Source organism: Salegentibacter flavus (assembly GCF_900115145.1).
Lineage (GTDB): Bacteria > Bacteroidota > Bacteroidia > Flavobacteriales > Flavobacteriaceae > Salegentibacter > Salegentibacter flavus.
The window spans coordinates 163,047-187,345 of sequence record NZ_FOVL01000004.1 but is presented as its reverse complement, the minus strand read 5'-3'; the positions used below and the strand labels follow the sequence as shown (position 1 = coordinate 187,345).

General features: G+C 43.0%; 17 protein-coding genes. 11 read left to right on the top strand and 6 right to left on the bottom strand.

From position 1 onward, the window contains the following. The coding region (locus tag BM266_RS05335; protein ID WP_139220597.1) for a DUF4372 domain-containing protein at positions 1-203 on the bottom strand (203 nt) is incomplete at its 3' end. Positions 204-523: 320 nt separating this feature from the next. Here BM266_RS05335 and BM266_RS05330 point away from each other — a divergent pair. After that, positions 524-1,042 carry a GNAT family N-acetyltransferase gene (locus tag BM266_RS05330; RefSeq protein WP_093406817.1) on the top strand — a complete coding sequence of 173 codons (519 nt, stop codon included), beginning with the start codon at positions 524-526 and terminating at the stop codon, positions 1,040-1,042. Between the two features lie 44 nt (positions 1,043-1,086). On the opposite strand, the gene BM266_RS17030 is transcribed toward BM266_RS05330, so the two are convergent. Beyond that, complete coding sequence (locus BM266_RS17030; protein WP_175494758.1) at positions 1,087-1,239, bottom strand: hypothetical protein; 153 nt, start codon at positions 1,237-1,239, stop codon at positions 1,087-1,089. A gap of 136 nt (positions 1,240-1,375) precedes the next feature. Between BM266_RS17030 and BM266_RS16925 the strand changes: the two genes are divergently transcribed. Then, the gene (locus BM266_RS16925) at positions 1,376-1,603 is read left to right on the top strand and encodes a hypothetical protein (protein WP_139220596.1); all 228 of its coding nucleotides are present in this window, start codon (positions 1,376-1,378) and stop codon (positions 1,601-1,603) included. Positions 1,604-1,680: 77 nt separating this feature from the next. After that, positions 1,681-3,120, top strand: a complete 1,440-nt coding sequence (locus BM266_RS05320) for a pyridoxal phosphate-dependent decarboxylase family protein (RefSeq protein WP_093406812.1) — start codon at positions 1,681-1,683, stop codon at positions 3,118-3,120. A gap of 70 nt (positions 3,121-3,190) precedes the next feature. On the opposite strand, the gene BM266_RS05315 is transcribed toward BM266_RS05320, so the two are convergent. Beyond that, on the bottom strand, positions 3,191-3,604 hold the full coding sequence (locus tag BM266_RS05315) for a YkvA family protein (protein ID WP_093406809.1): 414 nt from the start codon (positions 3,602-3,604) through the stop codon (positions 3,191-3,193). 427 nt (positions 3,605-4,031) lie between these two features. Here BM266_RS05315 and BM266_RS05310 point away from each other — a divergent pair, with 427 nt between their 5' ends. From BM266_RS05310 to bglX, 6 genes are all read left to right on the top strand, one after another. Beyond that, positions 4,032-6,815, top strand: a complete 2,784-nt coding sequence (locus BM266_RS05310; RefSeq protein WP_093406807.1) for a triple tyrosine motif-containing protein — start codon at positions 4,032-4,034, stop codon at positions 6,813-6,815. Positions 6,816-7,067: 252 nt separating this feature from the next. Continuing rightward, complete coding sequence (locus tag BM266_RS05305; protein WP_093406804.1) at positions 7,068-10,091, top strand: SusC/RagA family TonB-linked outer membrane protein; 3,024 nt, start codon at positions 7,068-7,070, stop codon at positions 10,089-10,091. A gap of 11 nt (positions 10,092-10,102) precedes the next feature. Continuing rightward, positions 10,103-11,566, top strand: coding sequence for a RagB/SusD family nutrient uptake outer membrane protein (locus BM266_RS05300; RefSeq protein WP_093406802.1), 1,464 nt, complete (start codon positions 10,103-10,105; stop codon positions 11,564-11,566). A gap of 12 nt (positions 11,567-11,578) precedes the next feature. Then, positions 11,579-13,666 carry a hypothetical protein gene (locus BM266_RS05295; protein ID WP_093406799.1) on the top strand — a complete coding sequence of 696 codons (2,088 nt, stop codon included), beginning with the start codon at positions 11,579-11,581 and terminating at the stop codon, positions 13,664-13,666. Positions 13,667-13,678: 12 nt separating this feature from the next. Continuing rightward, entirely contained in the window at positions 13,679-15,310 is a 1,632-nt protein-coding gene (locus BM266_RS05290; protein WP_093406797.1) for a family 16 glycosylhydrolase, read from the top strand. A gap of 145 nt (positions 15,311-15,455) precedes the next feature. Beyond that, the gene (gene bglX, locus BM266_RS05285; RefSeq protein WP_093406794.1) at positions 15,456-18,428 is read left to right on the top strand and encodes a beta-glucosidase BglX; all 2,973 of its coding nucleotides are present in this window, start codon (positions 15,456-15,458) and stop codon (positions 18,426-18,428) included. Between the two features lie 150 nt (positions 18,429-18,578). On the opposite strand, the gene BM266_RS05280 is transcribed toward bglX, so the two are convergent. Both BM266_RS05280 and BM266_RS05275 read right to left on the bottom strand, forming a co-directional pair. Continuing rightward, on the bottom strand, positions 18,579-19,139 hold the full coding sequence (locus BM266_RS05280) for an OsmC family protein (RefSeq protein ID WP_093406792.1): 561 nt from the start codon (positions 19,137-19,139) through the stop codon (positions 18,579-18,581). 245 nt (positions 19,140-19,384) lie between these two features. Then, entirely contained in the window at positions 19,385-20,527 is a 1,143-nt protein-coding gene (locus BM266_RS05275; RefSeq protein ID WP_093406789.1) for a saccharopine dehydrogenase family protein, read from the bottom strand. Positions 20,528-20,732: 205 nt separating this feature from the next. Between BM266_RS05275 and BM266_RS05270 the strand changes: the two genes are divergently transcribed. Continuing rightward, positions 20,733-21,881, top strand: a complete 1,149-nt coding sequence (locus tag BM266_RS05270; protein WP_093406787.1) for a site-2 protease family protein — start codon at positions 20,733-20,735, stop codon at positions 21,879-21,881. A gap of 85 nt (positions 21,882-21,966) precedes the next feature. Here BM266_RS05270 and BM266_RS05265 read toward each other — a convergent pair whose 3' ends face one another. Continuing rightward, entirely contained in the window at positions 21,967-22,311 is a 345-nt protein-coding gene (locus BM266_RS05265; RefSeq protein WP_093406784.1) for a cupin domain-containing protein, read from the bottom strand. Positions 22,312-22,469: 158 nt separating this feature from the next. Between BM266_RS05265 and BM266_RS05260 the strand changes: the two genes are divergently transcribed. Beyond that, complete coding sequence (locus tag BM266_RS05260; protein WP_093406782.1) at positions 22,470-24,257, top strand: hypothetical protein; 1,788 nt, start codon at positions 22,470-22,472, stop codon at positions 24,255-24,257. The last annotated feature ends 42 nt before the right edge of the window (positions 24,258-24,299 follow it).

Below are 24,299 nucleotides of genomic sequence, written 5' to 3'. Positions count from 1 at the left end.
CCACTATGAGCATCAAGCGCAACGATTAGGTCTCGGAGGCTTTCTCGATTAGTCAGCTGACCGAATAGCATACAGAGTAGTTGGTTCCAGCAAGTAAAATGTTTCACATACCTGTTTCCATCATGCTTTTTGACAAACCCATCAAAAACCCGTTGGGGTAAATATCCCGTCAATTGGGAGAAAACGTATTTTCCTTGATTCATGGCCGCCAAATTTTAGAGGCTAAACCTAATCAATTCAAATCGTCACGCGCCTATTAGGCTTGTAAAGTATAGATTATCAGTAATTTCAAAGAACAATTAAAAATTTTTAATGGACACTAATGACATTTAATTTAAAATCACTAATTCTTTCTTTAACTTTTTTCATAATCTACTGGCGTAAAATGATTAATAGCACTGTGGCTTTTTTCAGTGATTATTCTTCTCAGTAAGGAGTAGTCAATTCTCGGGTCTGGCTTAGCATTCAATTTTTATTATAAAGTTGAATTGAAATTTTTGCTTTTATTTGCAAAAAATTAGAAATGTCGGTACGGATCAAAGCCTTTAGTTCAACTGAAGTAGAAACTCTTGCTCAACTCAGCATAAAAACATTCATAGAGTCTCACGGCCACAGCGCCCTTGCAGAAGATATCCAAAGCTATGTAGATTTAAACTTCAACCAGAAAAAACTTTCAGAAGATCTACAGGATTCGAGGATCTTCTTTAATAAAATTTATGTGGATGATCAAATTGCCGGTTACTCAAAACTTATCATTTACGAAGCTCAACCCCTAACCCAGATCAATCCGGTAGCGAAGTTCGAAAGACTCTATCTACTCAAAGATTTTTATGGGATGGGATTGGGAGAAAAACTTCTTGAGCATAACATAGAAATTGCAAAGATTCATAACCAAAAAGGACTTTGGCTTTTTGTATGGACTGAAAATAAAAAGGGGCTTCAGTTTTATGGGAAAAGTAATTTTAAATCTATTGGTGAACATAATTTTAAAATTAGTGAGCAGCATTCTAATCCCAATTATGTTATGTTAAAAACCTTATGAACCGAAACCTGAAACATTGAATTCATCCTGAACTCTAAATAATTTTACTCCTTTCTGTTTTTTTTACGCTCTTCTTTTTCTTTAGCTTTTCTCACCTGTTTCCGCAGTTTGATGATGGTATAGATCACTACAGCGAGGAGGACCGCCCCGGTGATCAGGGCATAACCTAAGACGGTATTCGAGAGGATGGTGGGCATAACAAAGGTTTTTTATCTTCAATTTACCAAAAAAAAATATGCTTTTCTTAAGCTTCTTTCACAATACTTTCAGGTTTTAAATTTTTCAGCAACGGAGGCCTTGCGTATCTTTATTTTGAGCAATAAAAAATCAATTATGAAAAATTTACGTGCAAAAGGAAAGAAATGGGTCAAGCGGGCACTGGCCTTTAAAGTCGGGAAATATACTGTGAGAAAAGGAGGGCTCCTGGGCGTTGGAATAGGCGCTGTTGCCGGGGTAGCTTACCTGAGCTGGCGTTTGAGTAAAAAATGTAAAACCGAACATGGGGCTGAAAGGCCCATCAATGAAATTACGGCAGATAAAGAACGGGAGATCGTAGTCTGAGATCCTACTCAATACTTGGGAAGGCAGGGCCAAAATCCTATGATTTTTCGTTAGATTTGTGGGTAAAATAAGTTTTGATGGAAGACCTGAAATCCCGGATCCTGGCTCTGCAGAAGATATCTGCCGGCCTGGAACCTACCCCCTCCCAGCGCGATAATTATTTCAACGAGGTAAATGACTATTCCAACAGCTTCCTGAATGGGCTTTCTACTTCTGGGACTTATTCTCCTGAAAAGGTCCGGCATGAGGCTTTCGCCTTGGGTAAAGAGCCCAAATCTCTGGAAAAGATCCTGAGGATCTTCGAAGAAGAGGTAGCCGGGAAGGGAATAAAACCTGCCTCAGGGGGTTATATGGGTTATATTCCCGGGGGCGGGATTTATGCCTCGGCCCTGGGCGATTATCTGGCCGATATCACTAATGAATATGCAGGAATGTCTTTCGCTTCTCCGGGAGCCGTGGCCATGGAACACGAGCTTCTCAACTGGATGAAGTCACTTTTTGGTTTTCCCGAATCGGCTGTGGGGAATCTCACCTCCGGAGGCTCTATCGCTAACCTGATCGCCCTCACCTCGGCCAGGGATAAACACAAAATTAAGGGAGCCACAATCGAAAAAAGCGTGGTTTATCTGAGTCCGCAGTTACACCACTGTAACCTGAAGGCTTTAAGGATTATCGGGCTAGAAGATGTGATCATCCGGGAACTTAAGCTGGATGAAGGCTCAAGGATTGTTGCTTCAGATCTAAAACAAAAACTGGAAGAGGATAAGGCTGCAGGCTTAAATCCTTTTCTGCTCATCGCTTCTGCCGGAACTACCGATACGGGGGCCATGGATCCTTTAAACGAATTGGGAGAGATCGCAGAAGCAAATAAACTTTGGTACCACGTGGATGCCGCTTACGGGGGATTTTTCATTTTAAGCGAGAAGCGAAAACATCTTTTTAAAGGCATAGAAAAGTCAGATTCTCTCGCTGTAGATCCGCATAAAGGGCTTTTTCTGCCATTCGGACTCGGGGCGGTGCTGGTAAAAGACAGGGAAGCGGTTTTTCATTCTCATCACCGAAGTGCAAATTATATGCAGGATGCTGTTGAAAATGATTCCGAGATAAATCCCGCCGATGTCTCTCCTGAACTAACTAAACACTTTCGGGCTTTGCGGCTTTGGTTACCCCTGCAGCTACACGGCATAAAACCTTTTGTGGCCTGCCTGGAAGAAAAGTTACTACTTACCGTCTATTTCCGGGAGCGACTTGAGGAAAAAGGTTTCGCCCTGGGCCCCGAACCCGATCTTTCTGTGAGCTATTTCTGGTGGCCGCTTTCAGAAAATGAAACCAACTTTAATAAAAAGCTGCTGAAGGAGATTCACAATGACGGCACAGTATTCTTCAGCTCCACCAATATCGAGGGCTGCTTCGTGATCAGGATGGCACTTTTGGCTTTCCGTACTAAGATCGAACATGTGGATAGGGCTGTGGAGCTTCTTGATAAGGCCAGGAATAGGTTGTTAGGCAGGCTGTAAATCTTAAACTCAGCCAGGCCAAGCTTGGAAGGACACAATTCACAACAGATAACTATTAATCTTAATACAATCAGTCGTTTATAACAGGGGACCGGTCTTCATTATATTTCCAGTCCCGGTATTTTTGCAGATCCAGGCGTACATATTTTAGGAGGGCGGCAAAAACAGCCGCATCGTCAAGGTATCCAACAAAGGGTAAAAAATCGGGGATGAGGTCGATAGGGGAGAGTACATAAAGAAGTGCACCTCCCACTGAAGAGATTACCAGCCAGGGTACATCTTTGTACCGACCTTTATACCAGTCCTGCAGTAGGGAGAACAGATCGACAAAATCCCGGTAATATTCGTTGAGGTTTTCGATATTTAGAAACTTGGAGAATAAGGAGTTTTTTTCCTTAAAAAGCTGCTTTAACTTCTCGGTAGAAAAGGTCTTTTGTCTTTTCTTTAGTTCCTTATCTGCTTTCTGCTGAGAAAATTCTGACATTTAAGATGCGTGTTTATTTCGGCTAAAATTAAGAATTTATGGCGAGTCTGGTAAATGCCGGGAGGCTTATAACAGAAGATTATGAAATCTGATCCGGAATTGAGGGAATATCTAAATTACAGGAAAGCCCTAGTATGAAAAACCGACTTTTTCGCCTTACTTGCAGGGGTAATCATTTCATGAAGCCTGCCAGTCTCAAAACACTTTAGCGAGCGGCGGGCTTTTCCTGTTTTAGTCGATAGTCTTTAGTCCTTAATCGGCACCCCTTAATCTGGAGAGGAGTGGCACCTCAAGAGTTTATCCTATAATTCTATGGATGCTTTTATTCGCAGTTACAGCTCGCCCACTAAAAAGAGCTGAAAAGCAAAAATCCGCAAGCGAAACAGAAACCACAGATTTCATTAACTTAGCCTGAAATTTCTATGCCTTGCGATTAGTATTTTCTCTGCTTTTTTTACTGTTTACCGCTGTGTTTTCTGCCCAGGAACTGCCCCCTGTGATCAATTTTAATTCCAATCTTTATGCCGGGGGAAACCAGAACTGGATGGTCTCCCAGGCTGCAAATGATAATATCTATGTGGCAAACAGTGCGGGCCTGCTGGAATATAATGGAGCAAAATGGAAACTCTACCCGGTGCCTAATGAAAGTGTGGTGCGATCGGTTAAAGTGGTGGATGAACTTATTTTTACCGGGGCCTATAAAGAATTGGGCTTCTGGCAGCGCGATGGGAAAGGTGAACTCGAATATACCAGCCTGGTTCCCCAGTTTCCCGGTGAACTACGAGACGGGCAGCAATTCTGGCATATTGAGAATGTAGGAGAGACAGTGATCTTTCACAGTTTTGAAGGCCTGTACCTCTATGATATTAAAAGCGGGCAGCTTTCTGAATTTCCCGTGCCCGAGGGTGTGGTGACCAATCTCTTTGAGACCGACGGAGAAATCTTTTACCAGGTGGCCCAGGGCGGACTCTTCAGCATTAAAAACGGAAAACCGGAGATGATCATTCCTCCTGAAAGCCTGGGGGACGTAGAGTTGATGGAAATATTCAGGGAGGATAAGCAGCTGGTGCTCATTAGTCGTGAGGCTCGCTTTTACCGATGGAATCAGGAAGGATTGGAGCAATATCATGAGGAATTAAGCAGGCGGCTAAGGGGGAGAAGTATCTTTTCGGCGCTACCGGTGGAAGATAGAGGTATGTTGCTGGGAACGGTGGAAGACGGAATCTTTCATGTGAGTGACCGGGGGGAAATCCTCCATCATTTCAATCAGGAGAACGGTTTTCTAAACAATACGGTGCTGCGGCTTTTCAGCGACCGCAATAATAATATCTGGGCCGCTCTGGACAACGGGCTTAGCGTGGTAAACCTGGATTCTCCCTTTAAGATCTACCAGGATCTTTATGGGAAGCTGGGAAGCGTATACACCTCCTTTCAGAATTCAGAGTATTTATATCTGGGTACTAACCAGGGGCTCTTCTATCGCCGAAATGGGGAAGAGGAGTTTAATTTTATAGAAGGCAGCAACGGGCAGGTATGGAATCTCAGTTCTATTGATGGCGATCTTTTCTTTGGCCATAATACTGGAACCTTTTTGGTTGAGGGCACCCAAATAAAACAAATTGCTGAACGCTTTGGAACCTGGATTATATTAGAACTAAAGAGCCATCCCGGATATTATATTCAGGGGCATTATAATGGCTTAAGCCTGCTTAAACGTACAGCAGAGGGTTTCGAGGAACTGCCTATGCTGGAAGGCTTTCCGCATTCGTCGAAGTTTATTGTTTCCGAAGAAAACGGGGAAATCTGGGTAGGGAATGAGCACAAAGGAGTTTTTAGGCTGATGTTAAATGAAGAAATGAATGGCTTCTCCGAAATCCGGAATTATCCTTTCGAGGGAGTATCGGGTATTTCTTCTAGTCTTTTCAGTTTCAGAGATGAACTTTATTTTGCGACCAGGGAGCATGTTTTTAAATATCTCCCGGAAGAAGATAACTTCATCGCTAAAAATGATTTAGCTGAAATCCTTAGTGCTGAAAAGCGTATTTCAGGGAAATTTGTCAGAGAAAATGAGGAGGAGCTCTGGGCCTTTTCGGCTAGCGCCCTCCTGAATATCACCCCCGATCCTTTAAGCTCCAAGTTTAAACTGAATTCACTTTACCTGTCGGAAGAGATCCAGAACATCACTCCCGGGTATGAGAATATAACCCCGCTCTATGATGGAACCCGTCTTTTGGGGATCGCGAACGGCTATCTTAAAATTGAAAAACCCGATTATGAACAAGGCAATTACAGTTTGCGCATAAACAGTGTTTACAATGCGGCGCTTGATGAAGAATCGCAGCTTCTTAGCTTAAATGAGGAAGAGCCTTTTCATTACAAGACCAACAATATAATTTTTAACTACAGTATTCCTGAATATAAGAAATTCCTCACTCCGGATTACAGTTACCGGCTGACAGGCTTTACTGCTGTTTGGAGCCCCTGGAGTGAAATTCCCTCTGCCGAATTTAAGAATCTTCCCTTCGGGGATTACGAGTTTGAGGTGCGGGTAAGGATTGGGGATGAAATCGGGCCATCGGCGACCTATGAGTTCAGTATTGCCCGGCCCTGGTATCTGAGCTATACAGCACTAATTGTCTATCTTCTTCTCTTCGCAGCAATACTCTATATGGTACATAAGATCTATAAACGTCGGCATGAGAAGTTTGTAGAGGAAAGCGAGAAAGCCCTTAGGATGAAAAACCTGGAGGCTGAGCAGGAGATTATAAAACTTCAGAACAGGGAGCTGGAGCAAAATATGGCCAGCAAGAATAAAGAACTGGCGGTTTCCACCATGAGTCTGATCAAGAAAAATGAATTCCTCAATATCGTGAAAGACCGACTCAAGGATTCTGAACAATCCTCAGAGGTTCGTTCGGTGATCAAAACCATCGATAAGGAAATAAGTGAAGAAGATAACTGGAAATTCTTTAAAAAAGCCTTTAGTAATGCCGATAAGGATTTCTTTAAAAAGATGAAGGCAAAGCATCCCGAACTTACCAGTAACGATCTTAAATTATGTGCTTACCTGCGTCTTAATCTCAGCTCTAAAGAAATCGCCCCGCTCCTGAATATTTCGGTGAAAAGTGTGGAGATTAAACGATATCGTTTGCGGAAAAAGATGGAATTGCCCCGGGAAGTGAATTTAACCGACTACATTCTTCAGGTGTAAAGCTATACAAAGCCTTTAAAAAACTCTACATAAACTCTACAAGAGCCATAAATACCTGTTGGCTTGTGATTTAATGTTAAAGTCAGGCACTTCACATACAGCCCTGTTATCCCCAAATTCCCACCTGTTTTTTAAGTCTTTTGGAATAATCTGCCTGTTTACCGGGCATGTATATTTTTTGTAAAGGTGGCTTTTTGTTGCTCTTAACAATTCTTTAATAGCTTGCAGTAACAAATTCTAATATTTATTCCAATGAAGAAATTTTTATTTTCAATACTGCTCCTATTCGGCGGAGTTTTCTCGATGCAGGCACAAACCATTACAGTAGAAGGTAATGTGACTGATGAGAATGGAATGCCGCTCTTAGGGGTTAATGTACTTGTAAAAGGAGAAACCCGGGGAACCACTACCGATTTTGATGGTAATTTTTCCATTAGCGGTGTTAGCGAAGAAAACGTACTTGTTTTATCTTATGTAGGTTTTGAAACGAAGGAAATTCCCGTTGAAGGAGAATCGTTCCTTAATATAGTTCTTAATTCTGATTCAGCAGCACTTGAAGAGGTGGTGGTGATCGGATACGGAACTCAGCAGCGAAAGGATATCACCGGAGCTGTGTCTGTAGTATCCAGTGAGACCATTGAAGAAATGAAGCCTATCAGGTTGGAGCAGGCCTTGCAGGGTACTGCAGCTGGGGTGAATGTAACTCCGTCTTCAGGTGCGCCGGGAGCAGGAATCAACATTAACATTCGTGGTGTTGCTTCAAATAGTGTTAACGGACCTTTGGTACTTATTGACGGGTACCAGGGAGATCTTGGAACCCTAAACCCTAATGATGTGGAATCTATCTCTATTCTAAAAGATGCGCAGGCCGCCATATACGGTATTGCCGGAGCAAACGGGGTGGTGCTTATCACCACAAAAGGAGGAAAGAAAAATATGGCTCCTACCATACAGTATGATTCTTATGTAGGAATGCAGGAAACTTCCCGCCAGCTACCACTTTTGAATGCCACGGAATATGCTTTGCTTTTAAATGAAAGCTATGCCAATAACGGGCAGGAAATTCCTTATCCGGATGTTAGTGAGTTAGGAGAAGGCACCGATTTCCAGGATGCAGTATTTGAGACCGCACCTATTATTAATCACAATCTTACCCTTAGTGGAGGTTCTGAAAGAGTAACTTATTCAGTAGGTGCCTCTCACCTAAACCAGGAGGGGATTATTGGAGGAGATAAATCTGATTTCCAGCGAAATACAGCCAGGTTCAATTTAGGAATTGATATCTCTGATGAGTTCAAATTGCAAGCCAACTCTATTTATACCAGTATAGATCGCCGTTCGATCAACGAGAACGGACTTGGCTCGGTATTGTTTAATGCCCTGAATATGGCGCCAACTTTTGCGATAGACCAGGAGGACCTGGATGGAAGATTAGGGAATGAAATTATCAACCCGCTTTCTCAAATAGAAAATACCTTTAACGATTATAACCTTAATAAATTTAACGGGTCATTCAGTCTGGAGTACACACCAATTGAAGAATTAATTTTTACTTCCCGTATCGGTTACAATCTCAGCAACAGCAAAGGAAAAGATTTTTCACCTATAGTAGATTACGGATCAGGGAAGGTGTTTAATGTACCCAGAAGTACGGTAAACCAGAACAGGATCAACGATAATTCTTATACCTATGACCTTTTTGGTACTTACGACAACACTTTTGATGAGATGCATCATATTACCGCTACAGCCGGGATGACCGTTATTCGTGACTGGGGTGACGGGCTGTTTGCTACCGGCTTTGATGTACCAAATAATTCCTGGGAATTTGCCGATATCAGTCTAACAACAGGTACCAATGATGGGATCAACAACGGTTCTTATAAATATGATATCCGTAAGCTTTCTTTTTTCGGAAGGTTACAATATGACTATCAGGGAAAATACCTGGTATCAGGGATGCTTCGTAGAGATTCTTCCACAAGATTCAGTACTGAAAACCGGGTGGGTACTTTCCCATCATTCACCGCAGGATGGATTCTCTCTGAAGAAGATTTCTTAGCCTCCTCAGAAGTGATTTCTTTCTTAAAACTTAGAGGAAGTTTTGGTGTTCTTGGTAATGATGAAGCGGGAGGCGCCGAGTTTTATCGTTCGCTCCTTGATGGGGAAGCCACTTATGTTCTTGACGGAAACCTTGTTAACGGAACGGCAATGGGTAGGATAGCCAACCCGCTTTCCGGCTGGGAGGAATCTGAAAAAACCAACATCGGGATGGATCTTCGTTTATGGGATGGCCAGGTAGAGATCGAGGCCGATATCTTCAGGGAAGACCGTAAAGATCTTTTGGTTTCAGGAATACCTGTATCAGGAATTCATGGAGGTGGAGCTCCGGGTTCCGGTTCGCCAACCATTAATGCCGGTACCACCCGAAACGAAGGTTTGGAATTCGCCATCAAATACCGCAATTATGTAAGTGACGACTTCAACTTTAATTTGAGCTATAATGCTACTTTCCTTAAGAATGAGGTAACCGCTATAAACGGGGTTGATTTCATTCCCGGAGGACAGTTTGGAGTAGGGCAACCACAGCCTTCGCGTTTTGAGCCCGGTTTCCCTATGGGATATTTCTATGGTTACAAAACCGATGGGATCTTCCAGAACCAGGCTGAGGTGGATGCACATCCTTCTCAAAAGGAACTTGGTGCTGATGCCGCTCCCGGTGACCTGAGATATGTAGACCTGGATGGAGACGGGGTGATCACTCCCGATGACCGAACCAATATTGGAGATCCTATTCCGGATGCCACTATGGGAATAAACATAAATGTAAATTATAAGAATTTCGATTTCACGGCTTATACCTATGCTTCTTTAGGGAATGATATGGTAAGAAACTATGAAAGAAGTCAGCCAAACGTAAACCGTCACGCTTATGTGATGGATCGATGGAGAGGCGAAGGGACCAGTACTACTGTTCCAAGGCTTACTTCCGGGGCAACCTCGAACAGAGTGCTTTCAGAATTTTACGTAGAGGATGCTTCTTATGCAAGAATCCAGAACATACAGTTGGGATATACCCTTCCTGAAACCTTGGTTTCTTCTGTAGGTATCCAATCATTGAGATTTTATGCAGCGGTAAATAACCTGTATACTTTTACTGATTACAAGGGATTTGATCCTGCTGCATCAACCGGCGAGCCTATCGGGGGAGGAATCGATTTTGGTTTCTACCCTGTACCACGTATTTATATGGCCGGACTAAACTTAAAATTCTAAAATACTGAGCGATGAAAATATATAGTTTAAAAATTAAATCCGTTCTTCTACTGCTAGCCGTGATCACATTCACCGGCTGTAGCGAGGATTACCTGGATAAGACCGAGGAGTATACTATAGACTCGGAGAATTATTTCAATTCTGAAGATGATTATTATAACGCTCTTATCGGGGTTTATGATATCCTTCAATCCACTTATGTAAATGTACTTTTGGGCGAGATCGCTTCAGATAATACCCTCAGTGGGGGAGAGAGCGCTACAGATGTTATCGGTTTTCAACAGGTAGATGAAATGTCACACACCCCAATAAACGACAACCTGGATGATGTGTGGGACTGGAACTTTGCCGGAGTGCAGCGTGCTAACTACATCCTGGAATTTCAAGATAAAACCGAGTTTGAAGGTAAGCAAACCATCATAGCTGAAACCAGGTTCCTGCGAGCCTATTTCACTTTTGAACTGATGAAATGGTTTGGGCCTATTCCTATCAAAGGCGATGAGCGTTTTGTACTTGGTGATGAGCAAACTATCCCAAGGGCATCAAGAGAAGAGGTTTATACCCAGATTGAATCTGATCTTCAATTTGCAATAGATAATCTTGACTATACCGCACCGGAAACGGGACGTGCAACTAAAGGCGCTGCTATGGCCCTGAAAGGGAAAGTACACCTGTACCAGGAAGAATTTGATGACGCTGCAAATGTGCTAACCACATTGATCGATAACGGTCCTTATGCACTTTCAGATTTTGAAACTCTTTTTGAACAAGAAGGTGAAAATAACGAAGAATCTGTGTTTGAAGTTCAATATACGGGAGAAGAAGGAGCAGGCTTTGAATGTCTTCAGTGTAGCGAAGGAAACGTAGCTGTAGGATTCCAGGGAATAAGAAACTATAGTGGACCTTTGTTTGAATCAGGCTTTAGTTTTAATGTTCCTACCCAGGAAGCTTATGATATGTTCGCTGATGATGATATCAGGAGAGACCTGTCAATCCTTGATATAGAAGCCTGGGCTGCTGAAACCGGAGCTTCATATGGGGAAGGTTACAAACATACCGGATATTTCAACAGGAAATATCTTCCGCGCAAAAATGACAATATGGGAGATGCAAACCTTACCCAACCAAATAACTACCGCGCGATTCGCTATGCTGATGTATTGCTGATGGCTGCCGAGGCTCTTAACCGTGGTAACATCAATGACCAGCTTGCGCAAGACTACCTGAATGAGGTTCGCGAAAGAGCAGGTTTAAGGGAAGTGGAAAATTCAGGGGATGCCCTTACTGAAATCATCTTCCAAGAAAGAAGAAAAGAACTTGTAGGAGAAGGACACCGTTTCTTCGACCTGGTAAGAACCGGAAGGGCAGCAGCCAATATAGACGGCTTTACTGCAGGGAAAAACGAAGTATTCCCTATTCCGCTAGAAGAAATAGAATTTTCTCAGGGTAACTGGGAGCAAAACCCCGGATACTAAAAAATAAAGATTATGAAAAAATACTATAAAATAATTTTTGCTTTACTGCTCACGCTGCCTTTTATAAGCTGTGAGAGTGATGACGATTCCCTGGTGGACCTAAACCAGATCCAGGAACCGGCCAATTTGGGAGCTATTTTCCAGATAACCCAGGATAATTCAGGCCTTGTAAGCATTACCCCAACGGGGGAAAGCGCTAATATGTTCAGCGTTGATTTTGGAGATGGAAGCGAAGCAGCTTCTGAGATCAGGCCGGGAGAAAGTGTAGATCATCTTTATGAAGAAGGAGATTACGAGGTAGCCGTAACAGGAACCAATTTAAACGGGAAGTCTTCAACCGGAGTACAACCACTAACGGTTTCTTTCCGTCAACCTGAAAATCTGGAGGTGGTTATTACCAAGGATCCTGATGGGTATTCTGTTACCGTTTCAGCTTCAGCAGACTATGCGACCAGGTTCGATGTGTACTTTGGCGAAACTGTAGACGAGGAACCCACTGCGCTTATGCCCGGTGAAACTGTCACTCACACTTATGCAGAAACTGGTACTTATGATATGCGAGTCGTAGCCCTAAGTGGTGGTGCAGCAACTGTTGATTATGAAGAAACTGTAGAAATGAGTGGACCAGTTCCTGCTCCTACTCCCAATAAATTACCTGAAAGTGTTATTTCACTATTCAGTGATACTTATACAAATGTTCCAGTAGATACCTGGAGAACTGAATGGTCAGCTGCAGACTTGGAGGAAACAGATATTGGAGGAAATGATATTAAGAAATATTCTAATTTGGATTATGTTGGGATTTTAACTGAAAGTACTCAGATTGATGCAACCAACATGACTCATTTCCGTACTGATATTTTCTCTCTTGATGCAGAAACCTTCAGAGTTAAACTTGTAGACTTTGGACCTAACGGTGTCTATGACGGCGGTGGTGATGATGTTGAGCATGAAGTAGAAATAGAGGCTCCTGCACAAGGTGAATGGGTGACTTTAGATATACCTTTAGAAGACTTCACAGGATTAACCACCAGAGCACATATCTCGCAAATAGTATATTCAGCAGCACCTGCGGGTGAAACAACTGTACTTGTTGATAATGTATTCTTTTATGATGATAGGGTACAAATACCAACTTCGCCGGTTATTGCTGCTCCAACCCCAATTCACGTTGAGGAGAATGTAAAGTCAATATTTAGTGATAAGTATTCAGATCCGGCAGGAGTTGACTATTATCCAGATTGGGGTCAATCTACAACATATGAAATGGTTTCTATAAATGGAAATGCGGCGATTAAATATGGCAATGCAGATTATCAGGGAATAAATATTGGTGAAGATATTGATGCAACTCTATTTGAATCTGTTCACATTGATGTCTGGTCCGGAGATTACTCCTCAATTCCGTTCTTCCTGATTTCTAAGTCGGGAGAAAAAAGCGTAAACTTGGATGTAACTCCTAATCAATGGAACAGTATTGAAATTCCATTGTCTGACTTTACCAGCCAGGGACTTGATATCAGCGATGTATTTCAATTTAAATTTGATGTTCAGCCTAGTGGTAGTGGTGGTGCGTTTTATATTGACAACCTTTACTTTTCTTCTGAGAGTAATGCAACTACCGTTACATTACCGGTAAGTTTTGAAAATTCATCTTTGACCTATTCTCTTACTCCTTTTGAAGGCGCAGAAACTGCAATAGAAAATAATCCGGTCCCTGGAGGTATAAACCCTAGTAGTACGGTGGTTAAATTCACTAAAACTGTTGATTCTCAACCTTGGGCAGGAGCCACACTCGAACTTGAGGCGCCTATAGACTTTTCATCTACTACGAAAATCAGTGTGAAAGTATATTCTCCGAAAGCCGGGATTCCTGTATTGATGAAACTTGAAAACAGTACTGTTAACACTATTAATAGTGAAGTATCTGTAATGACCACTAAGGAAAACCAATGGGAAGAGCTTGTCTTCGATTTCTCGACGGTGGGAATAGATACTGCGCAGGAGTATGGAAAAGTGATCATGTTCTTTGAATACCCTGGAGAACTACGGGGTGATGGATCAATTTACTATTACGATGATATTCAACTTACGAATTAAAATTAATTAAAAATGAAAAATATACTTAAGATAAGTCTCTCGGTTTTCATGCTGGTCTTTTTTATGGCCTGCACCGATGACGATTACGATATAGGTGAGATCACTGCTCCTACCAATCTTCAGGTAGAGACAGCTATCCTTGGGCAATCAGATGATATGCCTGATGGAGACGGTAGCGGTGAGGTAACCTTTACTGCAACAGCTCAGGGTGCCATGACCTATAAATTCATTTTTGAAAATGGAACTGAGGTAACCACAGCCAGTGGGGTTTATACGCATCCATTTTCTGAAACCGGTACCCAAACATATAATGTTAACATAATAGCCTATGGTCCCGGCGGAACTGCCAGCTCTACAAGCGTAGAGGTGGCCGTGTTGGTGACTTATGAGCCACCGGCCGATCTACTTGAGAAATTAATTGGAGATGGTGCTAAAGAATGGCGTATTAAAGCTGAAGCTGCCGGTCACTTTGGTCTGGGCCCTGTAGGAGGAAGTATTCCTACGGAATGGTATGGTGCAGGTCCGAATGAGAAAGCCCATACGGGAATGTATGACGACAGGTATATCTTCGAAGAAGATGGAACATTTGTTCATATAACCGATATCACTAATGATGATGCTTCAGGTACTGTATTCGGAAGAGCACCACTGGTAGAACAATTAGGCGTTAGCTGTGATTGTGAAACTGAGGGTGATGATGTTCTCAACATACCTTACGATGATTATACTGAAAACTGGTCTATTTCAGCTCCGGGAGGTAATGAAACTATTAACCTTACAGGAATTGGTTTCATTGGCTATTACATTGGTGGAGATCACCGATATGAAATATTTGATCGCTCTGTACCTAATGAACTTATCATTAAGTCTACCGATGGTAATGGAGATTTCGACTGGTGGTTTATTCTTACCTCAGATTCAGGCGGTGGTGCTGAAGAAGAATTCGTATCAGAATACAATGAGTTACATCGTGAATTCAATTTTGATACCGATGGAGAGCTGGATACTACGGTATGGAACTTCGAGACCGGAAATGGTGAAGACGGCTGGGGTAACCAGGAGTCTCAATACTACACCGAAGATAACGCGGTGATAAGTGGAGGGAACCTTGTAATTACCGCCAAGGCTGAAGACATTGAAGGTTTTGATTATTCTTCTTCAAGAATAACTACAAAAGATAATTTTGAATTCACTTACGGAAGGATCGAAGCCAGGGCTAAATTGCCGGAAGGCGCAGGGACCTGGCCCGCGATCTGGATGCTGGGCTCCGATTTTGATGAAGTGGGATGGCCGCAAACCGGCGAGATAGATATTATGGAGCACGCCGGAAACGAGCAGGACCTTATCCACGGTACCCTTCATTACGAAGGTAGATCTGGTGGTGATGCCGATGGCAATACTATTGAGGTTGATGGCGTGAGTGATGATTTTCATATCTATACCGTAGAATGGTCTGACGAGCATATAATTTTTCTTGTAGATGGCGAGGTATTCCATACCTATGAAAACAATCCTGATTCCCCCTTCAATAAAGACTTTTTCCTTATCCTGAACGTAGCGATGGGGGGAACTTTTGGAGGCGAAATTAACCCTGATTTCGTGGAGTCTTCGATGGAAGTAGATTACATCAGAGTATTTCAATAACTTTGAGAATTAGCCAGAAATTCTGGTAGCCAAAGAACCTGGACACCCCCGAAAAACGGGGGTGATACCGGGCTCAAAAAGAAATGAACTGAAAATTTCCGCATAGGGAATTTCTCAGAAGAGGTAACCTATAAAATAATTTAAGATGAAAAATATTCCCCTGATGGTCCTTTTCCTTTTCGGAAGCCTTATGGTTACAGGACAAAACTCAGAAATACCAAGCTCGGTCAAGAATGTGGAATCCAAAGTAGATTCCGTGTTGTCCTTAATGACACTTGAGGAAAAAGTAGGGCAGTTGGTACAATACAACGGCAGTTGGGACCTTACCGGCCCGGCTTCTGAAATGAACAACAAAGAAAAAGAAGATAATATCAAGAATGGTCGTGTAGGCTCTATGCTGAATGTACTTTCAGCAGAGGCAACCGCCGAAGCGCAAAAGCTGGTAATGGAAAATTCCCGGCTAAAGATTCCTATGATGTTTGGCTATGATGTAATTCACGGCTATAAGACTATGTTCCCGGTTCCCCTTGGAGAAACCGCTAGTTGGGACCTGGAAGCGATGGAAGAATCAGCCCGGATTGCCGCGCTGGAATCAGTTGCTGAAGGGGTGAACTGGACCTTCTCTCCAATGATAGACGTTTCTCGTGATGCACGTTGGGGTAGAATAATGGAAGGATCAGGAGAAGATCCATATCTCACTTCACGGGTAGCTGTTGCTAAAGTAAAAGGTTACCAGGGTAATGATCTTGCAGATGAAAAAACTATCGCCGCTACCGCAAAACACTTTGTGGGCTATGGTTTTGCTGAAGCAGGTCGTGATTATAATACGGTGCACATCGGTGAAAATGAACTTCATAATACCCTTTTACCTCCTTTTGAGGCTGCGGCAAAAGCCGGAGTAGCGACGGTAATGAACGCTTTTAATGATATTGATGGTACCCCGGCAACGGGACATAAAGTTTTACAGAGAGATATCCTTAAAGGAAAATGGGACTGGGATGGATTTGTGGTTTCAGACTGGGGTTCAATTCCAGAAATGATCGAGCACGGTTTTGCAAAAGACAAAAAACAGGCTGCCCAAATTGCCCTTAATGCCGGCAGTGATATGGATATGGAAGGTGGCGCTTATGAGTCAAGCCTTGAAGAGCTGGTAGAAGAAGGGAAAGTTAGCATGAAGCATATAGATGATGCGGTAAGAAGAGTATTGAGGGTTAAATTCAAAATGGGACTTTTCGATGATCCTTATCGTTATTCCAATGCTGATCTGCAGAAGGAAGTACCTTATGAGGAGCATAGGCAAGCTGCCCGTGATATTGCCCGGAAATCTATTGTGCTTCTGAAAAATGAAAAAGAATTGCTTCCGTTGAAACCTTCGGTAAAAAATATTGCAGTTATAGGGCCACTGGCCGATGACAAGGATTCCCCAATAGGAAACTGGAGAGCACAGGGAGAAGCTAATTCAGCTATATCGGTGCTGGAAGGGATCAAAAATGCCGCCGGAAAGGATGTAAAGATTAACTATGCTAAGGGCGCAGACCACGGGATTGGGGAAAGAAGCTTCTTAATGCCTTTAAAGATCAATACAACCGATAGATCTGGTTTTAAAAAAGCTATTAAAACTGCCGAAAAAGCCGATCTTGTGGTGATGGCGCTTGGAGAAGATGCATTCCAGGCGGGTGAAGGCAGGAGCCAAGTGAATATTGGCCTTGCCGGACTTCAGCAAGAATTGCTGGAGGAGATCTATAAAGTGAACCAGAATATTGTGTTGGTACTTATTAACGGAAGACCACTGGAGATAACCTGGGCTTCCGAAAATATTCCAGCCATAGCCGTGGCCTGGCAACTTGGTTCTGAAAGCGGGAACGCGATCGCCGATGTGCTGTTTGGAAAGTATAATCCGTCAGCTAAGTTGCCGGTTTCCTTCCCAAGAGCTGTTGGTCAGGAACCTTTATATTACAATCAGAAGAATACAGGACGCCCCTCTAACGATGAGCATGTGACTTACTCTGCCTATACCGATGAGAAGAAAGATGCCCTTTATCCCTTTGGTTTCGGTCTTAGTTATACCGATTTTGAATACGGAGATCTTAGCCTTTCTTCAGAAGAGATGGAAGCAGGCGGACGTATTCAGGCTAGTGTAGAACTAACTAACACCGGGGATGTTGAAGGAAAGGAGATCGTGCAACTTTATATCCGCGATCTTGTAGCCAGTACTACTCGACCTGTAAAAGAACTTAAAGGTTTCGAGGCGGTGACACTCGCCCCCGGAGAAAGCAAACGCATTGATTTCACTATAGATGAAGAAATACTGAAGTTCTATAATGTGAACAAAAAATGGGAAGCAGAAGCCGGAGACTTTGAGGTATTTGTTGGTGGTAATTCCCGTGATCTGCAAAAGGTAGGTTTCAGCTTAAAAGAAAGCAAGGTGATCTTTGAAGATCATTTTGAAGGCGAAGAACTGAATATGGAAAATTGGAATTACGAAGAAGGTGATGGCTGTCCCAACCTCTGTGGATGGGGGAATAATGAACGTCAGGGCTATTACCGCGAATTTGTAAAAGTTGAAGATGGAAAGCTTATCATTAAAGCCGTTAAAGAAGGCGACAAGTATTTCTCTGGAAAGATAAATACCAAAGATAAAGTTGAATTTAAGTACGGCAGCGTTGAGGTTCGTGCTAAGCTTCCCGATGGTCACGGTCTATGGCCGGCGATCTGGATGTTGGGGAACAATATCGACGAGGTGGGCTGGCCTGCTTCTGGTGAGATAGATATTATGGAATATGTAGGCCGCCAGCCGGATACGCTTCATAATGCGCTACATACTCCTGCGAGCCACGGGGAAACCGAAAATATTAAAAGTACTCCCGTTCCCGGAATTACAGAAGATTTCCAGGTTTTCAGGATGGACTGGAGTGAGGATGCTATCGAGTTCTTTATTAACGATGAAAAGACCTATACCTTTTCCCCGGAAGTAAAGAACGATGAAACCTACCCTTACAATCATCCCTTCTACCTGCTATTGAATCTGGCAGTGGGAGGAAATTTTGGAGGCCCCGATGTAGACGATTCTATCTTCCCCAAGGAATTTATAATCGACTATGTGAAGGTGACAAAATAGAAAAGGTCAATAACAGAATTTTTTTGGCTTTAACCCTGTAAACTTAGATTTGCAGGGTTTTTTTGGGTCAATATCGGGGAGAAACTCTAGAAAAAAGGCGGAAAATTTTCCGCCTTGTAGATTGACTGATCTTCGGAATGTAAATCCCGCTTATGCCATTTCCACATCAACTTTCATGGGATTGCGCAACATGTCCAATACGGGAGAGGTCTTCTGCACGTAAGCACAGAGTTCCTCAATCTCTTTTTTGGGAGCATTTGCCTTAACATTATACTTTACCCGAATTTTTTCATAACCCGGGCGAGATTTTTCAGACAACCCCAGGAAGGCATGTAAGTCCAGGTCCCCCTGGAGGTCAAAGCTGAGGGATTCCACCTCGATATTCCGGGCTGCCGCGTTATAGATAAATCCTACACTAAGGCAGGAACCCAGTGCGTGAAGTACGGCTTCCACCGCGTTAGCTCCCCGGTTTTCGCCTAATAATATGGGAGGTTCATCACCTTCCATTATGATTGGATTAGTTCTGGAAGAATCTTCTTCTTTCGCTCCATAAAAGGGCAAAAATGTAGTTCGGCAATGCCCGCCTTCCAACCATTCGGTCTTTGCCTTAAACCTGAAATCAGCGACTTCAGGATCACTTTTTACTGCGTTTATTGTACCCAGTAACTGATCGACATCTATTCCATTCTTTTTATTCGCTATCTTTTCCATGGTGTAAAATTTTAAGTTTTAATTCAATTTTCTTCATCCCCGAATGATCAGTCATTGCCATAATATAGGCATAATACATCTGATTATCAATACAATAGAGTTAATTTTACATAGTAGTGAGAAAGCATTGCTTTCCAACTTATCGGTTATGATTGCATAGGGAATTTTCCCAGGAGCTTCTATTTTATTCGAAATTAGCCGGCTGGATAACCGAAAGTGATTTGATAGGAGATGCAGACAATTGTTTAAGTCTTGCCATAAACCGGCAGGATGAAATTTCCGTTCAGGAATTCCTCCGGTTCAATCATACTTTGTAAGACCACTCCTTTTTTATTTGATTCCAGGATAATCTGGGCGCATTGAAGTAAACCGGCTGCGGTAGTGGTTTGGATAGCTCTTAATTTATGTCTTCCTACCAGCAGGGGCAGGATGTGTTTTGAAACCTCGCGCCTCTGCAATGTTCCTGATGAATCTTTTCCTTCTACGGCGGCATAAATGATGATTTGGTCATCTTCTATGTTTGGAATCACCGTCTGCATTATTTCCTGTAATTCTTTCACGGCCTCCGGTCCCTTTCCGGTTTTTTCCAGTTGCTCCTCAACCCAGGCATAATGTCCTGGATGCCTTAAGGTTTTATAGTCAAGACTGCTTACTTTTTCCGCCATGGCATCCGGCAAATCTGCAGCCCCGCCCGAGGTCAGGTCTTCTTCATAAGCTAATCCATCGATGATAATCTGTTTCCGTTCCGATAAAGGAGGTAGGCTGGCCTTTTTATAATCGCGCAGTACCAGGGCCTTGTTCAGATATTCGGTCGCTACTCCAACCGGGCTCCATGTGAAGCCGTAATAATGCGGGGACACAGCATTTTTCGTGAGTGCTCCCACTTTAAATTCCAGCTTGTCAACTTTCTTTACATCAAAATCTTCACGGAAATCATTAAAAAGGCCCATTGCCAGAATATTGATATATCCCGGAGCCAGTCCGCTTTGAAGCACGAAACCGGAGTGTGCATCCCGGGCCAGATCAATGATCTGATCAGTTTCGGCGACATATTCGGTTAGGTTGACGTAATGTAACTTATGGTCTTTTGCCAGCTTTGCAATTCTGGGTGCCAGGCTACCCGGCAAACAATCCAGGATGATATCTGCTTTTTGCAGGATGGCTTTCATTTCTTCGGTCACTTTATCTCCCGGGAGATGAAAGGCCTCTATTTCACAATTTTTAGTGGTTCCTTCTCTAACCCATTTCACTAATTCCTGTGCATTAGAGAGCGTACGGTTTCCTATATAAATAGAGGGAGTGACCCCGCTCCATTCTGCGAGAAGCAGGGCGGCAGCTTCAGCAATACCACCGGCACCGGCAATAATGATATTATAATGCTTTTTCATAGTCTTAATTTACGGAATTTTGAGGTTCTTCTGACCCTTTATCGGTCGGTATTCAGAAACAAATTTCAGAAGGCCTATACAATCCCTGACTGACCTTCTACTCAAAGCTTTCTGCATAAGTTTGAAAAAGGTCGCGGAAAATTCAGTAAATTTAAGGGAGAATTCCTGTCATACTTCACTGGAAACTAATTAACAGGCTGAGATTATGGAAATGAAATGGTCTTTAAAACTTGGGCGTATTGCCGGGATAAAAGTCTCGGTTCACTGGACATTTATGATCCTCCTGGTATGGATATTTATTCTGCATTACCGGCTGGAGCAGGACATGATGCAGGGTATCCTGGGCGTTGTGTTTATCCTGGCGCTCTTTCTATGTGTCACCCTGCATGAATTTGGCCACGCCTTAACGGCCAAAAGATATGATATCAACACAAAAAGCATAACTCTTTTGCCAATCGGCGGACTCGCACGCCTGGAGAAATTCCCTGAAAAACCCATGCAGGAGCTTTTGGTAGCCATTGCAGGCCCCCTGGTAAATCTTGTAATAGGTGTTTTTATTCTTCTGGTCCTGTTAGCTTTTAATAGTTTTCCGTCCTTTTCTGAACCCATGAACCTTATGAACTTTAGCGGGGTGGGATTCTGGTATAACCTGCTTTTTGCTAATATGATTCTTGCTATTTTCAATCTTATTCCGGCCTTTCCTATGGATGGGGGAAGGATACTTCGGGCTTTGTTGCTCTTTAAATTTGAACGGGGGAAGGCTACAAAAATCGCGGCAGGAATCGGGCAGTTTTTAGCTATCGGGTTTGTCTTTTTGGGATTATACGCCAATATTTTCCTGGTATTTATAGGAATCTTTATCTATTTGGGTGCCGGAGCCGAAGCCGAAATGGAAATGACTAAAACCTCTCTTACGGGATACAAGGTGAAAGATATACTGATGAAACAGTTTGCCAGGCTTAGTCCGCGGGATAATCTGGGGAAGGCCGTGGAACTCCTGCTTGACGGGCAGGCCCACGACTTTGTGATCGTAGAAGAGGGAAAAGTGCTGGGAATACTAAGCCGGAATGACCTGATAAAGGGTTTATCGGAAAAAGGGAATTCTTCCCCGGTAACTGATGCCATGCAAACCGATTTCCTTAGCCTTGATCCCGAGATGCCGCTGCAGGAGGTATATCAGCAAATTTTGGAACAAAGTATTTCGGTGGCACCCGTAGTGCAAAACGGAGAGCTGCTGGGCATAATAGATAAGGAAAATATCTATGAGTTTATCCTCGTTAATGAGGCGATGGGAAAGAAGATGGATATGAAAGAACTCAGAAGAGAATACGAAATCCCTGAGAAGCTTTCTTGAAATCGGTTCTCAGTTGTCCGTTCCGGGTTTTTAGTTTTTAAAATTCAATTGAATCTGGAATCTTGCATTTTGAATCCAGTCGGTTCTAACTTCCTTTTGCCACTTCTTTTACTCTTTCTACAGAGTCTGCCTTGGAAAGCGACAGTCTTATCGTGCTGTCTTCTTCGGCTTTGAGGTCATGAGGGATACTGGCCTCCAGGGATACCAGGTCACCTTTTTCAAGCTGGTGGGTGTCGCCATTAACTCCGAAGGAAATTTTGCCCTCGAAGATCTCCACCATGATAGGGTAGGAGGTTTTATGTTCTTTCATTACCTGGCCTTTTTTTATCAGGATACGGATTTCCTTGCTGCTATCTGTATCCAGTAGGATTTCTATGGCCGGTTTTGAATCATTGTATTTAAGGTTTCTGGTAAGGGATGCGCTTTTCATAGTTGATATTCTAAATTAGTTAGTTCTAAGCTGAAGATACAAAAGATGTTCAACAATGAAGAATCAGCAACCTTGATACAAATTTCAAAAATATGATTCTGCTCATATTTTATTGCCTGTCGAATCTTCACCTTTATCGGCTTAAAATTATCTGTGCTATGAATACACTATCTCCACACCAGTTCCATATCCCGGTTATGGGCCTTGCTTTTACTATTGATTCTCCTGTTAAGGTTGCCGCTTTTGGTATAAGCTCGGCGCTTTCCATCATTGAAGACAACCTTATCGAGACTATGAGAAAATATTATTACCAGGATACCGGAGAAACCTATGTCCCGATCTCTAACAAGGAAGAGAATTATCGCTCCCGCCGTATCACTGATTACCTGGACCTGGTAAACCGGAATGTACAGAATCGTTTGGAAAAAATCAGGAATTCTGCCTTTGAAACGGGTTCAGATCTGGTTAAGTATTTCGAGATGTTGCCGGAAAACTCTGGCTTAAAGGAGAAATACCATGAATTCATCAAAACAAGCGATGCAGAGTTGAAAAGGACTTTGGAGAATCTCTTGCGCAAAGAGGTTAAAGCCGGGGCTATCGAGGTGAATATAATGACCAAAATAGATAAGAACAATTTTGATAAATCGGGAGAGCCTATCCCTAACGGATCGGATGCGCTTGAGGCTTTAAAGGCCTATGCAAAAAGCAGTCTGGACAACTCGGCGGTGATCTTTTCGGCTGGGATGAATCCTAGACTTTATAATTACCTGGAAGATTTCAGGGAATTCGACGCTACTGCCTGGGGAAGTTTCAGCAAACGGATCGTGATCAAGGTGAGCGATTACCGCTCGGCATTGATCCAGGGAAAATACCTGGCCAAAAAAGGCATCTGGGTGAGTGAATTCAGAATAGAATCAGGCCTGAATTGTGGCGGGCACGCCTTTGCCACCCAGGGTCTATTACTGGGGCCAATCCTGGAGGAATTCAGCAGTAAAAGAGAAGAACTGGCTGAAGAGCTTTTTAGTTTATACGATCCGGCGCTAAGGGCTAAAGGACAATCAGGCTTTGAGAAGCCGCACCCCATAAAAATTACCGTTCAGGGCGGGATAGGGACTGCTGAAGAGGCCACATTTCTGCAAACAAAATACGGGATTGATAGTACCGGTTGGGGCACGCCTTTTCTACTTTGCCCGGAAGCCACAACAGTTGATGAAAATACCCTTGAACTTTTAAGTAAAGCCGGGGAGAAGGATGTGGTATTGAGTAAGAATTCTCCTTTAGGGGTTCGTTTCAATTATCTTAAGGATACCAGTGCCGAAAAGGAAAAACTGGACCGAATAAAAAATGGTAAGCCCGGAAGTCCCTGTACCGAAAAGTATTTGGTTTCCAATACCGAATTCACCAAAGAACCTATTTGTACGGCTTCCACGAAATACCAAAAACTAAAGGTGAAACAGCTGGAGGAAGCTGGATTGCCGGAGCAGGAATTTAAAAAGCAATTGGAGGAGGTATTGGCGAAAGAGTGTCTTTGTATAGGCCTGAGCAATGCCGCGCCGGTGACTTATAAGGAGCCTTTCCTGAAAAAACTGGAAGCGGTGACCATCTGCCCGGGACCAAATATCGCTAATTACTCAAAAATCGCTTCCCTTCAGGAAATGACCGATCATATCTACGGAAGAAAAGACCTGCTTAGTAATAAAGCCAGGCCCCATATGTTTGTTAAAGAGCTGGAACTGTATCTGGATTATTTTCAGGAAGAACTGGAAGAGACTAAAAATCCCGATAAGAAAACCCTGCGGAACCAGAATAATTTTGCTAAAAGTCTGAAGGAAGGAATCGCTTATTACCGTGCATTACTTGTGGAGAATTCCTTCCCGAATGGGTTTGAAGCCTCGCTGGATATAGCTGAAAACAGGCTGGAGGAAATGCTGGCAAGCTGCTCGTAGTATGGAGTTTATTGTTTGGTGTTCTTCTTTGAGTTCCCAGTT

Bases quoted from the DNA above. Each gene is read 5' to 3' on its own strand.
- BM266_RS05330 (WP_093406817.1), top strand. From the start codon at position 524: ATGTCGGTACGGATCAAAGCCTTTAGTTCAACTGAAGTAGAAACTCTT.
- BM266_RS17030 (WP_175494758.1), bottom strand. From the start codon at position 1,239: ATGCCCACCATCCTCTCGAATACCGTCTTAGGTTATGCCCTGATCACC.
- BM266_RS16925 (WP_139220596.1), top strand. From the start codon at position 1,376: ATGAAAAATTTACGTGCAAAAGGAAAGAAATGGGTCAAGCGGGCACTG.
- BM266_RS05320 (WP_093406812.1), top strand. From the start codon at position 1,681: ATGGAAGACCTGAAATCCCGGATCCTGGCTCTGCAGAAGATATCTGCC.
- BM266_RS05315 (WP_093406809.1), bottom strand. From the start codon at position 3,604: ATGTCAGAATTTTCTCAGCAGAAAGCAGATAAGGAACTAAAGAAAAGA.
- BM266_RS05305 (WP_093406804.1), top strand. From the start codon at position 7,068: ATGAAGAAATTTTTATTTTCAATACTGCTCCTATTCGGCGGAGTTTTC.
- BM266_RS05300 (WP_093406802.1), top strand. From the start codon at position 10,103: ATGAAAATATATAGTTTAAAAATTAAATCCGTTCTTCTACTGCTAGCC.
- BM266_RS05295 (WP_093406799.1), top strand. From the start codon at position 11,579: ATGAAAAAATACTATAAAATAATTTTTGCTTTACTGCTCACGCTGCCT.
- BM266_RS05290 (WP_093406797.1), top strand. From the start codon at position 13,679: ATGAAAAATATACTTAAGATAAGTCTCTCGGTTTTCATGCTGGTCTTT.
- bglX (WP_093406794.1), top strand. From the start codon at position 15,456: ATGAAAAATATTCCCCTGATGGTCCTTTTCCTTTTCGGAAGCCTTATG.
- BM266_RS05280 (WP_093406792.1), bottom strand. From the start codon at position 19,139: ATGGAAAAGATAGCGAATAAAAAGAATGGAATAGATGTCGATCAGTTA.
- BM266_RS05275 (WP_093406789.1), bottom strand. From the start codon at position 20,527: ATGAAAAAGCATTATAATATCATTATTGCCGGTGCCGGTGGTATTGCT.
- BM266_RS05270 (WP_093406787.1), top strand. From the start codon at position 20,733: ATGGAAATGAAATGGTCTTTAAAACTTGGGCGTATTGCCGGGATAAAA.
- BM266_RS05265 (WP_093406784.1), bottom strand. From the start codon at position 22,311: ATGAAAAGCGCATCCCTTACCAGAAACCTTAAATACAATGATTCAAAA.
- BM266_RS05260 (WP_093406782.1), top strand. From the start codon at position 22,470: ATGAATACACTATCTCCACACCAGTTCCATATCCCGGTTATGGGCCTT.